At 42.1% G+C, this 15,072-nt stretch carries 14 protein-coding genes; 2 read left to right on the plus strand and 12 right to left on the minus strand.

The genetic code is table 11. The features are described from left to right. Positions 1 to 102 precede the first annotated feature (102 nt). The 4 genes from V1500_RS22295 to V1500_RS22310 form a co-directional block, all read right to left on the minus strand. A complete protein-coding gene (locus V1500_RS22295; protein ID WP_409302713.1) occupies positions 103 to 2,460 on the minus strand; it encodes an EAL domain-containing protein in 2,358 nt (785 codons plus the stop codon). Between the two features lie 213 nt (positions 2,461 to 2,673). After that, on the minus strand, positions 2,674 to 3,777 hold the full coding sequence (locus V1500_RS22300; protein WP_409302715.1) for an AI-2E family transporter: 1,104 nt from the start codon (positions 3,775 to 3,777) through the stop codon (positions 2,674 to 2,676). Positions 3,778 to 3,955: 178 nt separating this feature from the next. Continuing rightward, on the minus strand, positions 3,956 to 4,351 hold the full coding sequence (locus V1500_RS22305) for a VOC family protein (protein WP_409302717.1): 396 nt from the start codon (positions 4,349 to 4,351) through the stop codon (positions 3,956 to 3,958). A 13-nt stretch (positions 4,352 to 4,364) separates the two neighbouring features. After that, positions 4,365 to 4,706: a nuclear transport factor 2 family protein gene (locus tag V1500_RS22310; RefSeq protein ID WP_409302719.1), complete on the minus strand. Its 342-nt coding sequence runs from the start codon at positions 4,704 to 4,706 to the stop codon at positions 4,365 to 4,367. A 138-nt stretch (positions 4,707 to 4,844) separates the two neighbouring features. On the opposite strand from V1500_RS22310, the gene V1500_RS22315 reads away from it, so the two are divergent. Both V1500_RS22315 and V1500_RS22320 read left to right on the plus strand, forming a co-directional pair. Next, positions 4,845 to 5,591, plus strand: coding sequence for a response regulator transcription factor (locus V1500_RS22315; RefSeq protein ID WP_409302721.1), 747 nt, complete (start codon positions 4,845 to 4,847; stop codon positions 5,589 to 5,591). Continuing rightward, on the plus strand, positions 5,518 to 6,510 hold the full coding sequence (locus tag V1500_RS22320; RefSeq protein ID WP_409302723.1) for a sensor histidine kinase: 993 nt from the start codon (positions 5,518 to 5,520) through the stop codon (positions 6,508 to 6,510). Before V1500_RS22315 ends, V1500_RS22320 begins: the two co-directional genes overlap by 74 nt. A gap of 52 nt (positions 6,511 to 6,562) precedes the next feature. On the opposite strand, the gene V1500_RS22325 is transcribed toward V1500_RS22320, so the two are convergent. The 8 genes from V1500_RS22325 to ribD all read right to left on the minus strand — a co-directional run bounded on the left by V1500_RS22325 (position 6,563) and on the right by ribD (position 15,070). Next, a complete protein-coding gene (locus tag V1500_RS22325) occupies positions 6,563 to 7,618 on the minus strand; it encodes a hypothetical protein (protein ID WP_409302725.1) in 1,056 nt (351 codons plus the stop codon). 299 nt (positions 7,619 to 7,917) lie between these two features. Next, positions 7,918 to 8,472, minus strand: a complete 555-nt coding sequence (locus tag V1500_RS22330) for an FtsX-like permease family protein (RefSeq protein WP_409302727.1) — start codon at positions 8,470 to 8,472, stop codon at positions 7,918 to 7,920. Next, complete coding sequence (locus tag V1500_RS22335) at positions 8,459 to 9,229, minus strand: ABC transporter ATP-binding protein (protein WP_409302729.1); 771 nt, start codon at positions 9,227 to 9,229, stop codon at positions 8,459 to 8,461. The genes V1500_RS22330 and V1500_RS22335 overlap by 14 nt, the downstream gene beginning before the upstream one ends. 461 nt (positions 9,230 to 9,690) lie before the next feature. After that, positions 9,691 to 10,815 (minus strand): FtsW/RodA/SpoVE family cell cycle protein, encoded by a 1,125-nt coding sequence (locus V1500_RS22340; protein WP_409302731.1) that lies wholly within the window; start codon positions 10,813 to 10,815, stop codon positions 9,691 to 9,693. Between the two features lie 184 nt (positions 10,816 to 10,999). Beyond that, positions 11,000 to 11,950, minus strand: a complete 951-nt coding sequence (locus tag V1500_RS22345) for an ABC transporter permease (protein ID WP_409302733.1) — start codon at positions 11,948 to 11,950, stop codon at positions 11,000 to 11,002. Further along, positions 11,934 to 12,890, minus strand: a complete 957-nt coding sequence (locus V1500_RS22350; RefSeq protein ID WP_409302734.1) for an ABC transporter ATP-binding protein — start codon at positions 12,888 to 12,890, stop codon at positions 11,934 to 11,936. Before V1500_RS22350 ends, V1500_RS22345 begins: the two co-directional genes overlap by 17 nt. Before the next feature lie 467 nt (positions 12,891 to 13,357). After that, positions 13,358 to 13,939, minus strand: a complete 582-nt coding sequence (locus V1500_RS22355; RefSeq protein ID WP_409302736.1) for a 5' nucleotidase, NT5C type — start codon at positions 13,937 to 13,939, stop codon at positions 13,358 to 13,360. Between the two features lie 27 nt (positions 13,940 to 13,966). Beyond that, positions 13,967 to 15,070, minus strand: coding sequence for a bifunctional diaminohydroxyphosphoribosylaminopyrimidine deaminase/5-amino-6-(5-phosphoribosylamino)uracil reductase RibD (gene ribD / locus V1500_RS22360; RefSeq protein ID WP_409302738.1), 1,104 nt, complete (start codon positions 15,068 to 15,070; stop codon positions 13,967 to 13,969). Positions 15,071 to 15,072 lie beyond the last annotated feature (2 nt).

Genomic DNA, 15,072 nt, shown 5'->3' on the forward strand with positions numbered 1-15,072 from the left:
CTATTATTCAAGATTTGGTCTACATTAATCCAAGTCCATATCTGAAAAGTAAACTGTCTTTACAATATAGCTAAAAAATCGTGTAGGCTTACTAAATACTCTTCATGCATTTTGAAATCTATATTTATGTTCCAGCTGCCGCTCGAATTCCTCGATGGGCACCGGCGGAGAATAATAGTAACCCTGTACTTCCTCACATCCTAGGTATCTTAATAACTCTACCTGGTTGAGGGTTTCCACCCCTTCAGCGATCACCCTGAGATTTAAGCTTTTTGCCAACGATATGATGGCCGATATTACTTCCTTTTTCTGCTGGATATTGCGGATGAAGGATTGATCGATTTTTAAAATATCCACATTTAACTTATCCAGATAACTTAAGGAGCTGTATCCAGTTCCAAAATCATCGATGCTAATCTTAATGCCCTGCTCCCGAAGTTTGTGAAGTGTACTGTTTACATCATCCTCATTTTTCATTACAACTCTCTCTGTAATTTCCAGTTCCAAGAGATTCCCAGCAATATGAAACTCTGAAATTTTCTCAAGGACGTAAGCTGCAAATCCCTCCTGCAGCAGGGTTATCAATGATATATTTATAGAAACCCGCTTGACTTCCTTGCCCTTTTCCAGCCAATCTGAAATGACCCGGCATGTTTCTTCAATTACGAACCTTTCCAAAGGCACAATCAGTCCGCTTTCCTCCGCCACGGGAATAAAAACATTTGGCGGGATGAATCCCTGTAAATCGCGCTTCCAGCGGATCAGAACCTCTGATCCAATGATTTTCTTATGTACTGTGTTAAATTTCGGTTGAAAATACAGCATTAATTCTTTATTTTCGATAGCCGCCCTTAAATCATTTTCCATATCAAGCTTGTTAAGAGCTGTGTCTGCCATTGCGCTATTGTAAAAGGAGTATCCGTTAGCCCCATTTTCTTTTGAATGGTACATGGCAATATCGGCGTACTTAAACAAATCATCAATATTTGTGGTATGCGCAGGATAGTTTGCTATACCCATACTGGCGGTTAACAGTACCTCGATTCCATTGATCAGCATCGGCGTATTGAATTCAGAGATGATGCTTTCTGCCAGTGGCTTATTTTTTGCAGACGGCACAAGAATCAGGAACTCATCCCCGCCGATTCTGGATACGATTCCCTGGCTTCCGATTAACCGGGACAGCTGATCTCCGATATGAATCAGAATTTTGTCACCGAAGGAGTGCCCGAATGTATCATTTATTCGTTTAAATCTGTCAAAGTCTATCAGCATCATGCTGAAATGTGTGTTTTCCTTGGCTAGCACGGCTATTTCGTTTTTTACCATACTGCGATTCGGAAGCTTTGTCAGTTCGTCATGGTACGCAAGGAATTTAATTTTTTGCTCCGATTCCTTTTTTTCGGTAATATCCTCTACAATGGCAAATGTCCCCATCATCTGATTATTGATCATGCTCCTGATCGGAGTGATTCTTACATTTACAGACGTTCCCTGCTTTTGAAGAATCTGTGTTTCAATATTAATGATCCTGCCGTCCAGTACATTATGTAAAGCGACGTTGATAGCCTGTTTATTCCTCTCATCAAAAAACGAGTCAATCGACAGTCCGATTAATTCCTCGTTCGGATAACCAGTAATTCTGGATGCTGCTTCGTTCGCATTGACAACATTGCCCTTCAGGTCCACGGAGAATACTCCCCCTGGATTGTGGTTAAACAGGGATTTATAAGCGTGACTATGTTTTAAAAGAAGGCGATCACCAAATAAATCAGGTACCAGCATAAGCAATAAATGGGCCAGGATCACAAAGATAAACGGGGTAAGCATCCCTGGTGTAATGGCATTGCCGCCATCCAATCTGATAATGGATATCAGTGTGATAAATGGGATTCCTGCCAAAGCAGCACCTGCTGCGACAGAGCCTATATGTTTCCACTTGCCGATGCCAACATGATCATCATTGGTAATCTGTATCAGAAACCGAAACAGGGAGAAAGAACACCCTAAAGTTAAAAGCCCTGTTACTATAAGGAGACTAACCTTCCAATCCATATCGTCATGGAATAAGAAAGAGTAACCTAAGGCATCTGTGCCAAGAATGCTGATTGCAATCAATATGCTCCCGGATATGTATTGCTTCCCTGTCACGCTCCCTAAATTGGATATCTTTAAAGCTATAAAGGAACCCCAGAAGCAGAAGAACAAACTGACTATAGAGTAAATCCCGAAGGCCATCATAGAGAATGGCACGTCGACCGAAAAGGCTACACTGGCATGAGTGAGCCAAAATGAAACAGCCAGTAAAGCAGAGCCCTGCAGCAACGATTTTCCTTTGCCATGAACTATTCGAACCTTTTTGCTGAATTCAATTCCAATGACACAGCTGGCTACGGCAAAAAAGACAGTAAGTATGATGAATTTATAATCAAAGAAATAAATTTCCGTGAAATAACCCAATTTAACGCCCCCTGCATAGAAGTAACAACCAATGGACTGAGGCTGAAAATTATATTCTTCATAGGCCAATGAAGAATAACCCAGTGATTATCTATTTTTATATCGGTTCACTCCTTTATAATTTATAGAAGAAAACCCTTAATTTTATGGCAAAAAGATAATATAAAAAGAAGGAAGGCGAACTGCCCTTCCTTCTGGTGTATGAACCCGTCCCTATTCTATTTCGATAATTTTATCCTTTTCTTTATGCAGCCGATACAATCGGTATGCATGACTTATTATAACCTTCAATACTGCATAGAATGGAACCCCTATGATCATTCCCAGCAGGCCTCCCATACTGCCTGCCACAAGGAGCACCAAAATGATCGTTAGCGGATGGATATCCAGCTTGCGCCCCATAATATAAGGAGATGTCAGGTTCCCATCGATTTGCTGGACAATTACCGCAACAATAATGACTTTTACAGCCATAAAAGGAGACGTGATCAGTGCAATAATGATGGCCGGAATAATTGCGATAAATGGACCAATGAAAGGAATGACGTTTGTCAGCATGGCAATCACTGCAAGAATGAGCGAATAATCGATCCCGATGATTAAATAACCGATGTACATCATGAAGCCAACGATGAACGAAACAATTGCCTGGCCCTGTATATATGAGCTTAATGCCTCGTCCATGTCCTTAATAATCAGCTTCGCCTCTGTAGCCTGAAAATATGGGAGATATTTCAGAACTCCATCGGAAGCACCCTCCCCGTCCTTCAGCATGTAAAACACAATAAACGGGACTGTTACAATCAATGTAATGACGCTCGTTATTATCCCTATAAAATTGCCGACTTTGTTTCCGAAGCCGGATACATTGGTCTTAAGGTAATCACTTACGGCTGTACTCACTTCATCCAATGTAAAATATTCATTTTCCTGGAATCGTGCGAACCACTTATTTTCCCTTAAATCCACTACCTGATCGCGCAATGTATCAATGATACCCGGGAAATTTTCAATCAGGCTCTTAAACTGCTTCTGTAATTCCGGTCCCAGAAGAAAGACAGCTAAAGTGCCGATCCCCAAGAAAAGCATATATATTAAAAGGATAGCAAGAGACTTCGGCACCTTTTTATCATGGAGAAATATAACGACCGGCCTCAACAGATAATAAATGACCCCTGAAATCAAAAATGGGAGGAATAAGGTCTGAAAGAAAACTACAAGGGGCCTAAACACAAAGTCCACTTTGGTTGCAAGCAGAATGATAATCAACATGATGATAATCGTGTAACCTAACCGAAAGTATTTTGAATTTGGCAATGAAACACCTCTTTTTAATTAAATTTGATAGATAGAAGCTATCGTTCTTTACCCTTCCTTCACAAAAAACATACCTGCGATAACCGATTTAGAACATATTGACAGCCAGCCGGCATCCCCTGTATTTTCATGCATTAAAAAAGAGAGCTTTCTTTCAGCTCTCTCAAGAAATGATTGATCATGGGGCAACCAGCTCCACCTTGATGCGGTCTGGATCCTCGAAAAAAACTGCGTAATGGGTTTTCCCGCCAGCAAAGGGGTATCTGTCGGAGTACAGCAGGGGAATGCCCCTTTCTCTTAATTTCGCAGTCAATTCATCAACATGGGACTGCGATTCAGCCTGGAAGGCCAGGTGGTTAAGGCCTACCCGGGAGCGATGGTAGGGAGGGTCCAGGAATCGGTCTTCAGCCTGGACAAACACAATATACGTATCTTCCAGCTTCCAGCTCCTCCCCTTTTCCCACTCCTGAAATGGACGATACCCCAGCTCCTCCAGAAACCAGCCCCAAAATTCGGTGGTTTTTCCTAAATCGGAAACATTCAATTCTATATGATGGAGCAAGCCAGGAGCCATACTCATCCGCCTCCTATTTTATAAACCACACTTTCGCAATCCTATCACCAATCACTTCATACATTGCCACGGCTTCCAGCTCGATACCATTTGCTCTTCCTGTTATGTATTCGTGGTCAATGACAATGCTGCCATGTGCGATGCGGGCCTTAAGTGCTGCATTCTGGTTCGGATTCTGCTCAAACAATGCTGCATATCTCTCTCTCATTTTTTCCAGTCCGGTGTATACAAGATTATTTGACGGAAAATCCAAGATTTGGACATCCTCGCTATAAACTTCTAAAAATGCATCAATATCTTTTGCGTTGTACGCATCCAATTGCCTCTGCGCAAGCTCAATCGCTTTATCCTTCATGTTTCCATCCTCCTTGTTATCTGAATATGATTGTAACAAAGTTTTGTTCTCAGTTAGCAAAATATATTTCTGTACCTCAGACCCCCTGTAAATATTTAGGTTGATTTTGTATACTTGATGTAAAAACAGGTGCAAAAAATGTATAAAATTCTAATAGTAGAAGACGATTGCAAGATTCGAAGCTTGATTGCCGAATATATAAAAAAATGGAATTTCCAGCCCCTGATCATAGAAAGCTTCGAGGATGTGGATCAGCAGGTGCTGACAGTAAAACCCCATATGGTTCTCCTTGATATTAACCTTCCGAATTTTGATGGCTTTTATTGGTGCAGCAAGATACGGCAGCATTCCGATGTACCGATTATGTTTATATCATCAAGGACACAGACCATGGATATCATCATGGCCATGAATATGGGCGGGGACGATTTCATTCAAAAGCCATTTTCATTGGAGGTGCTCGTCGCAAAGATTAACGCAGTCCTCCGCAGATCCCTTCAAAGCCAAGCCCCTGAAAGACAGGTGCTGGCAGTCGGTGAGATTCATCTGCACATAGAAAACGGCAAGGTCCATTTCCGGGAAAAGGAAGCCACCCTTACGAAGAATGAATTTCATATTTTATATTTGTTAATGAATAAAGCAGGCCATATTATTTCCAGAGATGAAATAATGAGGGCCCTGTGGGAAAACGAAGAGTTTGTCGACGATAACACTTTAACTGTGAATGTCACACGATTGCGAAAAAAACTTGAATCGATAGGGATTGAAAATGCGATCGTCACCAGAAAACGGCAAGGGTACGCGTGCTGCAATGACCATACTTCACTATTTGAGGGACGAAAGGCGAACACTTTGGACGTTTGCATTTATTCTTATATTCATTAATGCAGTCATCCTTCTGGATCCAGAATCGAATATCCACCCAGGCAGCCTGCTGTACATGGACATGGCATCTGTATTTCTCCTTGGCATCCATCTATGCTGCACCTATTTCCGGAAACAAAAATTCCTGGAACAATGGACGCAATACAGCAATTTTGGCGGTACAGCCGCGCTTCCAAAAACGACTTCATTTGAAGAGGGAATATACGTCGGCGCAATCACGAAATTGAATCAAAAACATACATCAGACATAACCCATCTCAATAAAGAAAAACAGGAGTGGCTTGAATACATAACCGCCTGGTTTCACGAAATTAAAACCCCTATCGCTGTAAGCAGGATGCTGTACGAGACACGCGGCAGCATCACAAGCCTGGAAGAAGAAATGGATAAAATCGAGCATTTTATCGAACAGGCCCTTTATTTTTCAAGACTGAATGATTTTAGCAATGACTACATCATACAGGAAATCGATATAGAAATGGCTTTAAAGGATGCCATCAAAGCAAATAGGAAAACCTTTCTGTCGAAGCGGATCAAGCTTGATTTACATCTTGCTTCCTTTGAAGTGCTGACGGATAAAAAAGCCTTGATATTTATAATAAACCAGCTTTTGTCCAATGCGCTCAAGTATACAGGTATGAACGGCAAAATCCTGATAATCATCAATGCTGAAAACAGGACAATGTCTATCTGCGACAATGGAATCGGGATTGCAGCAGAGGACCTGCCGCGTGTGTTTCAAAAAGGGTTCACTGGAAAAAATGGCAGGAAGCAGCATTCCTCTACCGGAATGGGCCTTTATCTGGCAAAAAGAATGGCGGGAAAACTGGGGCATGATATCACCATCAGGTCTGAGGAAGGAAACTGCACAGAAGCAGTGATTTCTTTTCCTGAACTGCATCGCTCGTACTACTTTTGATGGCGATGTTATATTGTTCTTGCATAGAAAAGGAGTGCGCTCTGCACTCCTTTTAATCAGTAACGACATTTTCATATTTAGTAAGAGTGATAAAATAATATAAAGAGTATATTACGATGTATAAACCAACAGAGCAGACAAATGGCAGCAGCATATTTATGTGCAAATACCGGGAGAGAGCAGTAATCAATATAGAACTGTGGCCAATCGCTATCACCAGCGGAAGCATGAAAATGGGCAACAGCTGTTTTGCAATGGCCTTTCGCACTTCGGGACGCCCCATGCCGATTTTGTCTAATATTTCATAACGCGGCCGGTCATCAGCTGCTTCTGTCAGCTGTTTGTAATGGAGCATGCTGCCGGTTGCGAGCAAAGACACCAGTCCCAGGAATGAACTTATAAATATCAGGATGCCGTACGTTTGCATACCCTTCTGATATTCTTGATAGAAGGAGGAAAAAATCGGCGGCTGTCCGGAAGAAGGATTCTGAGCAACAATTTTTTCAACAGCCTGGACAAGGCTCCCGCTTGATTTTTCATGATTTAATTTATAAATTCTCATTTGTGCAGTTTTGCCTTCTGCGATTTTTGCATATAATCCATCATCGATTACCATCGGAAAGGCCCCTAAGCTTTGATTCAACAGCCCATAATTTTGATACTTCACGATCCTTACTTTCTCTGATGAATTCAGTCTTATTTGTTTTCCTGTATAAGGATCCGTAGCTTGATTGATATTGCCATCGTAAAAGACGATTGCTTCATTTATTCCCAGCTCCAGATCATGTTCCTTGTCCATCCTACCTGCAAGCCGGTGAAAATCGGCTTCCGGAATCAGGATAATAGGATAATCGCTAGGCCATCTCCTCGTCGGAGATAAATCGCCTTCGATTTCCGTGTACCGGATTTGATCGGTATAGACTGTATCGGCATCCTTCATCAGCCTGTTAACCTTATCCCCTGATTCTGAACCTGGGACAGTATACATTAAACTGACGGGATGATTCTCGGTTGATATTTTATTCAAATTATTATAAAGCCCTGCTGTTGTGCCAGCAGTAAATATGGTTAAGGTGGCAAATAGGGAAATGACCCATAAAATAAGCACATTCCCTCTCATTCGAAATAAAAGATGCGACAAGCTGATCAAATTTGTGCTCTTAAAGTAGATTCTCTTTATCAGGGACAGACTTTTAATAACAGATACTGTAAAAGTCCTTAAAAATAAGTACGTACCTGTCACGAGGCAGCCCGCCGAGAATAAGATGGCGCGACCGCCCCAGTCTTTCCAAATAGCGGATTCAGCATTCTGCAAAAGGGTCCAATAAGCTGCACCTAATAGCAGCAAGGAACTAAACCCAATTATCACTGAACTCTTTCGCTGTATATCGCCTTTCTTTTCTGCATTTAGAAGCTGAAGCAGGGTAAACCGGTAGATGATCCTATAGTTATTAATGGAGGCGAGCAAAATGATGACGGAAAACACAATGATTGTCTGAACTGCAGCTTTGAAAGATAACGAGAATTCAGCGACAAAAAAAACCCCATTAATTTGACCAGAAGCATGGCGAACAATTTTGATAAAAATGCCCCCGCGAGAATCCCAATAATAATGGCAGCGATTCCCAGCAAGATATTTTCGCAGAACAGGAGCTGTGCCACCTTCTTCTTTGGAAAGCCGAACAGAGTGTATAAGGCAATCTCCTTCTTTCTCTTCCGCATAAAAAAGGCGTTGGAATACCAGATAAAAAATGCTGCAAAGATCAGCAGAAAAATAGAGGAAGCAGCAAATGCAGGCTCTATCTTATCCAACATGCCGGCTGCACCAATAATCTGCCGATTGTATTGAAGAGACACAAACGTAAAATAAATGATGATGCTACATACCATTGGATAAAAATATAACAGATACTGCTGGACATCTTTCTGTATATTCCTTCGGGCGAGGTTAAATACTGTCATATTGCCTGCCTCCTCCGAGAGCTGTCAATATATGTATGATCTGTTCAAAGAATTGTTTTCTCGTATGCTGTCCTTTTCGCAGCTCTGTAAAGATCACTCCATCCTTTATAAACAAGACGCGCGTGCAAAAGCTAGCCGCATATGCATCATGCGTCACCATCAGGATGGTGGACTTCTCTTCCTTATTGAGCTGGGAGAGGGTCTGAAGCAGAGTGAGAGCAGATTTGGAATCAAGCGCTCCTGTCGGTTCGTCTGCAAATATCAGATTGGGGTTTGAGATCACCGCCCTGGCTGTTGCAGTCCTTTGCTGCTGGCCTCCCGAAATCTCATATGGATACTTTTCCAGGATTTCCCCTAAATTAAATATCTTTGCAATCTGTTCAATCCGCTGCTCCATTTCCCTGACCGGCAAATTGGCCAAAGAAAGGGGCAGCAAGATATTTTCCTTTACTGTCAATGTGTCGAGCAGATGGAAGTCCTGGAATATAAAGCCCAGCTGTGCTCTCCTGAACTTAGCCAGTTCCGAGTCCTTAAGTGCATGAATATTTTCCTGGTTTATTTTAACCGTCCCCTGACTGGGTGAATCGATCGTGGAAAGGACATTCAACAGCGTGGATTTCCCAGCCCCGGACGGCCCCATAATCCCCATGAACTCCCCTCTTTCAACCTGTATATCCACCCCGTTCAGCGCACGATATACATTGCCCTTGGTTCCATACATCTTTGCAATTCCTTCAGCCTGTAATACCATTTCCATTGTCGTTGCTCCTTTGCTTCATTTCTATATGTCCACTTTAGAACATACGGAAAATCGCAGCCATAACTTTTCCTTACATTATTTTTGAGGAAGCTTACAATTTTGTCATCTTTACATCACATGTAACGGTTATTTTATTGATCGATGTATATCAGTATCTAAAGCAATTCGCATGTACAACATGAAAGGTAACTGTTTTATTTATATCCATGGATTGGTGTCAGAATTGCGAGACTCCTCTAATGTCTATGCGATGCCAATCCGGGGATATACTTCAGTGTCCTGTGGAAGAACGCCTAACAGCCCCCGCAGCGAGGTACGAGTGAGGAGGCTTGATGGCCAATTTGCGGAAAGCGAGTGATTCTGGCATAAATATTATTAAGATCGCGACCGGTAAAAAGATACGATAAAAACCTTGTTTCTATAAAAAACTTTGGTTCAGTCTTCTTAATAAAACAACCTTAATCATTTTCGGAAAACATATATCTTTTTGTTTTGGCAGAGATATTTAAAATAAGGTTTAATGCCAGCAAGGTTGCCAGTATGGAGCTCCCGCCATAGCTTAACAGAGGCAGCGGGATACCAGTGATGGGCACCAGGCCTATGACCATTCCAATGTTTTCAACAATGTGGAATGTAAGCATGGACGTCACACCCGCGGCTATTAAAATCTCATAATCCCCTTTATGCCTCAGCGCAATGATGATGATTCTATAAATCAGGAAAAAATATAATATTATGACAAGACTGCTCCCAATAAAGCCATATTCCTCCCCAATGACTGTAAAAATAAAATCGGAATGTGACTCAGGGACAATCACATCCCCGTTATTAAACCCCTTTCCTCCGGTTACCCCAGAGCCAATCGCCAGGATGGACTGAGTCAATTGATATCCTATCCCGTTTCGATAACCAAACGGATCAAGCCACGAATGGATCCGATCCAGCTGATATTGATCAAGGACAAGCAAAAGCAACTCAGGGAACTTCAAGTAGATGACAATGAGCGAGCATAACAGCAAGATTCCGAGCACAGCAAGACAGGAAATGAGCTTCCAGTGCACGCCTGATAAAAACAGCATTCCAAGCATGATTGCACATATCACCATCGCAGTCCCAGCGTCTGGCTGCTGAAGAATAAGCAAAATTGGAAGGAATGTCACAAAACCGGCTTTTCCTATTAAAACCAGGTCACTACTTATCGTTCTGTTGGGATGCTTGTCATTGTGCCAGACTATCAGATTTGCTAAATAAATAATTAAGAAGATCTTCATAAACTCAGCCGGCTGCAAAGAAAAATTAATCCCTGGTATAACAAACCATGCCCTGATCCCCTTGATTTCCGGAGCAATGGATTCTGGCGAGATAATAAGGACAAATAAAATAAGTACACCGAATAGATAAGGGATTAAAGAAATCTTCCTGATCTGCTCCAAATCGAGGAAGTAAATAAATGCCGACATTGTAAACCCTAATCCATACCACACCAATTGTTTCAGAGCAAAAGGCTCATCATATGGAAGGTATTTTTGCGAGCTATATATGGAAAGACAGCTGATCAGCATGAAAATGATGATGATAAACAATAAATAAATATCAAAATAATTCCTTGTGGCTCGCGTATCGCTTTCCTCCTTACAATCTGTACCCTATACAAGACTCCATGCCGTTTATCATTACAATAATATTACAATATATTTCCAAAATTACAAATTCCTCCAACCAAAAAAGCAGCTCTTTGCAAAAGAGCCGCCGGTTAACAGATGGTTACTATATACTAATATCCCTCTTCTGGAAAAAGACGAAAGTCAACACGATAAAAATAATATAATATACTCCCAGGATTCCCAGTGACATTGGAAGCGTGACATTTTCCAATATTTTATCCTGCAGGGCATAAACTGTTAAATCCAGATGCGGGAAGATCAGAAATTTTGCCCAGGTAAATTTCTTGGCAAGTACGACGATCAGGGAACCCAGGGCTGATGAGACAAAAAGCACAAAGATTCCGATTCCCACCGCCAGCGCCTGGCTCTTGAATAAGGTGGATAACATGAAGGATATAGTCATGATCACCAATAAGCTTGGCAAATAGTACAACACCTTCAAGAAAAATTGCGCACCGACAATGGTTTCCTTTTGGCCATCTATGGCAAGTTCAAAGATCTTTGCTGAATAATCGCCAGCTCCAAAAAGGACTAGACCGGTGATATACCCTGCTGCGATAAGAGTCACTACCAATATTAGTGAATAAATCAGCAACGATATATATTTGGACAAAAGAATGGACCATCTTTGGTGAGGGCGGATCAGCAGCTGTTTGATGGTGCCATCAGCAAACTCCGCGGAAACACTTGCACTTGACACAATAACCGTAAACAATGTTACCAGGACTGTAAGACCTGTTACCACCGAATTCATAAAATGCCAGTTGGATACCGCATTAGGATTTACATTTTCATCCAGATAATTCTGGTTAATTTCCATTTGTTCTTTAATAAACTTCTTTTCTGTGGCCGGAATTTCTTCATTCTGGAGGTCCTTCTCCGCTTGTGCTATCTGGGATTCGAGGTCCTTGCGCCAATTTTTATCAGGCTCGCCGCTGAAATTATGAAAAATTACACCTATCACGATTGCGGCTAATGCAATGATGATTATATAAATCCAGCTGGCCTTTTTGGTGAATGTCTTCATGAGTTCATTTTTAATTAGCGAGACCATGTGCCCGAGCCCCCTTTGAATCCTTATTGGTTATTTCAAGGAACCGGTCTTCAAGTGTTGCAGCCACACGGCCAATACCATATACCTCTATTCCGTTTTCCACCAGTAATTTATTTGCCATTGCAACTGTTTCCCTGTCCAGGTTCAGCGAAAACTGCTGCGGGGCAAAATGTCTAGCAGAAGGAGTCAGCCCCTTGCCCGTAAGCAGCCGAATGGCCTTTTCGGCATCGCTTACTTCAAATACGACCTCCTGTGGAACCTGCTGATCATCCTCCAAAGATTCGTTCATAGAGGAAATATGGATCAATTTCCCCTTTTCAATAATGGCAAAGCGGTCACACATGAGCTCCATTTCTGATAATAAATGTGAAGAGACAAGCACCGAAATGCCCTGCTTTGCAAGCGAGCGTAAGTAAACTCTGAACTCCCTTATTCCTTTCGGGTCTAAACCGTTCGTAGGTTCATCCAGAATCAAGAGGGATGGATTGTGCAGCAATGCCTGGGCCACTCCCAGCCGTTGGCGCATTCCCAGTGAATAAGTTTTGACCTTTTGTTTGATAGCCTGATCCAGTTCAACGAGCTTTACAACTTCCTGGATCCTTTCCTCTGAAATTTCTACAGCAGCCATGTTTGCATAATGTTTCAGATTTTTATAACCGCTCATATATTTGTAGAATTCGGGATTTTCCACTATCGCCCCAATTTCGCTCATGGTTTCTTTAAATTCTTGATCCAGATTATGTCCATTCACGATGACACTTCCGCCAGTACGTTTAATTAAGCTTACGATCATGCGGATAATGGTGGTCTTCCCGGCTCCGTTAGGACCAAGCAGCCCAAATATTTCTCCCTTTGCCACGTTAAAACTTACATCATCTACGATTGTCTTATTCCCAATCTTCTTCGTTAACGATCTCACTTCTAGTGCGTTTACAGACATACACTCTCCCCCTTTCTTTTTCACTTTCTATGTACCAATCCATTCTATATATATATACGTAAAAATTGTTAAAAAACTACAAAAGTGACATAGCCATCAAAGGGTTGGATTTTATTTCAATTCGTGCCCTGCGTTCCTTTTTCCTCCTTTTGAAATACCCTGGGAATGAACAAATAAGTTCGAAGGCTTTTAAAATCGGATTGTCACAGGAATTGGTCCAAACCCTATATCTGCGGTACTGGCTTTTTTTCCTTTTTGGAAGTTTATGTCTAACAAAGGACAGATGGAATAAAAAAGAGGAAAATAGGAAAATCATAACCCAATTATATAAAAGATAATCGAAGCAGAAAAATTGATTACAATGCAATATAAAGAGGGAATCCTGATTTTCAAGATGGATGATTTAATAACAACTTAAACAGCATGGCCAAAAAAAACCGGCATAGCTGCCGGCTCAATTAATTATTTTATTCATTCGTCCTGCCATGATTCTCGATAATTGCCTGCAGCTCAGCCCAGTCGGTGATCCGAGGGATGGTTAGATGCTGGTTATAGGATTGATTGACTGCATACGCCTTTAGCTTTCCGTCTGAAAGGGTGTCAAGGACAGCAGGCTTGTCATCAAAATAGTAATCCAAATCCAGCTCTGTAATGATTTTTACTTTGTCCTCATCCTTCATCCCGCAGAAAAACCTCCCCTCACGGACCGGAAACCCGTGTTCAATAAGCCAGTTCTTCGTCCGCTCTCCGTGCTCGCTTGGCCGAGCGGTAATATAATAGATTTCATGTCCCTGCTGATCCAGGGCCTGCAGAGTTTCTACTGCATTGGAATAAGGCGGGCAGTCTGTGTAGTACACCTCTTCCAGTGAACTTTCCCACATACGTTTGCCTTCTTCAGCAGATAATCCGAAGGGCTCATGAATTTCCACCGTCTGCAGCGCTTGGAACACATCCAGCGGGATATTTTTATTCAATGTTCTATTGTATATATGGAAGGCATGCTCCCTTAAGTTAATCAGCGTATCATCAATATCGAAGCCAAATTTCATAGCAAAATCCCTTCCAGCGCCAAAAAATTATGAGTCCGCCGCTGCATTTTGAGGATAACCCACAAATTTAAAATCCTTGCCCAGCTGTGTCACAGACACATCCGTAAGCTCTACGGCATCGCGCATTTTATCTATTCCTGTACCTTCTATAAATGTTGGGGCAGTCTTACCCCCAATCAGCTTAGGCGCGTAATAGATGACTACTTTATCTATCAATTTATTTTCAAGGAAGGAAGCATTGATTCCTCCTCCACCTTCGATCAACAAGGAAGAAATAAGCTGCTTTCCGAGTATTTCCAATACTTCAAGCGGATTAACGCGGTCAGGATGATTGGTAACAAAAACCTTTACGCCCCGCTCTTCCAGACTTTTCTTCCTCTCCCTGTGATATGCTTCACTTGTAAAAACCCATGTCTCCGCTAGTTCGTCTGTCACAAGCTTGGCATTCAAAGGGATCTTCAAAGTCGAATCCATCACAACCCGGATTGGATTCCTGCCATTTGGAATTCGTGTCGTCAATTCAGGATCATCTTCAATCACGGTATTGACACCCACTAAAATGGCCATATTTTCATTTCTCAGCTTATGGACATCGTACCTTGCCTCTTCTGATGTAATCCATTTGCTGTCCAAAGATGACGAAGCAATTTTCCCATCCAGTGTGGATGCTGATTTAAGCGTGACAAATGGCAGCTGGCGTACAATAAATTTATTGAAAACCTCATTCATCTTACGCGATTCTTCCTCACGGACACCTATGATGACATCAATTCCAGCTTCCTCAAGAATTTTGACACCATTCCCGGCCACAATAGGATTAGGGTCAAGCGTTGCAATGACAACCCTGCTGAGCCCGGCTTTCACAATCGCTTCCGCGCACGGACCTGTCCTTCCGTGGTGTGAACACGGCTCAAGTGTAACATAAATCGTTCCGCCCGTAGCCTTCTCTCCTGCCATTCGGAGGGCATGTATTTCAGCATGCGGCTCCCCTGCTTTAAGGTGAGCGCCCACTCCAACAATCCGGTTATCATTTACAATCACAGAACCTACTAGCGGGTTTGGATCTGTCTGGCCCTTCATTGCCCGGGCATTTTGAAGGGCCAAGTCCATATAAAACTCATGGCTCGTCATAA

It is taken from the genome of Peribacillus sedimenti, from assembly GCF_046237635.1.
GTDB classification, from domain to species: domain Bacteria; phylum Bacillota; class Bacilli; order Bacillales; family DSM-1321; genus Peribacillus; species Peribacillus sedimenti.

Coding starts and splice junctions, on each gene's coding strand:
- V1500_RS22305 (WP_409302717.1), bottom strand. CDS start 4,351: ATGGCTCCTGGCTTGCTCCATCATATAGAATTGAATGTTTCCGATTTA.
- V1500_RS22310 (WP_409302719.1), bottom strand. CDS start 4,706: ATGAAGGATAAAGCGATTGAGCTTGCGCAGAGGCAATTGGATGCGTAC.
- V1500_RS22315 (WP_409302721.1), top strand. CDS start 4,845: ATGTATAAAATTCTAATAGTAGAAGACGATTGCAAGATTCGAAGCTTG.
- V1500_RS22320 (WP_409302723.1), top strand. CDS start 5,518: ATGACCATACTTCACTATTTGAGGGACGAAAGGCGAACACTTTGGACG.
- V1500_RS22330 (WP_409302727.1), bottom strand. CDS start 8,472: ATGACAGTATTTAACCTCGCCCGAAGGAATATACAGAAAGATGTCCAG.
- V1500_RS22335 (WP_409302729.1), bottom strand. CDS start 9,229: ATGGAAATGGTATTACAGGCTGAAGGAATTGCAAAGATGTATGGAACC.
- V1500_RS22345 (WP_409302733.1), bottom strand. CDS start 11,950: ATGGTCTCGCTAATTAAAAATGAACTCATGAAGACATTCACCAAAAAG.
- V1500_RS22350 (WP_409302734.1), bottom strand. CDS start 12,890: ATGTCTGTAAACGCACTAGAAGTGAGATCGTTAACGAAGAAGATTGGG.
- V1500_RS22355 (WP_409302736.1), bottom strand. CDS start 13,939: ATGAAATTTGGCTTCGATATTGATGATACGCTGATTAACTTAAGGGAG.
- ribD (WP_409302738.1), bottom strand. CDS start 15,070: ATGACGAGCCATGAGTTTTATATGGACTTGGCCCTTCAAAATGCCCGG.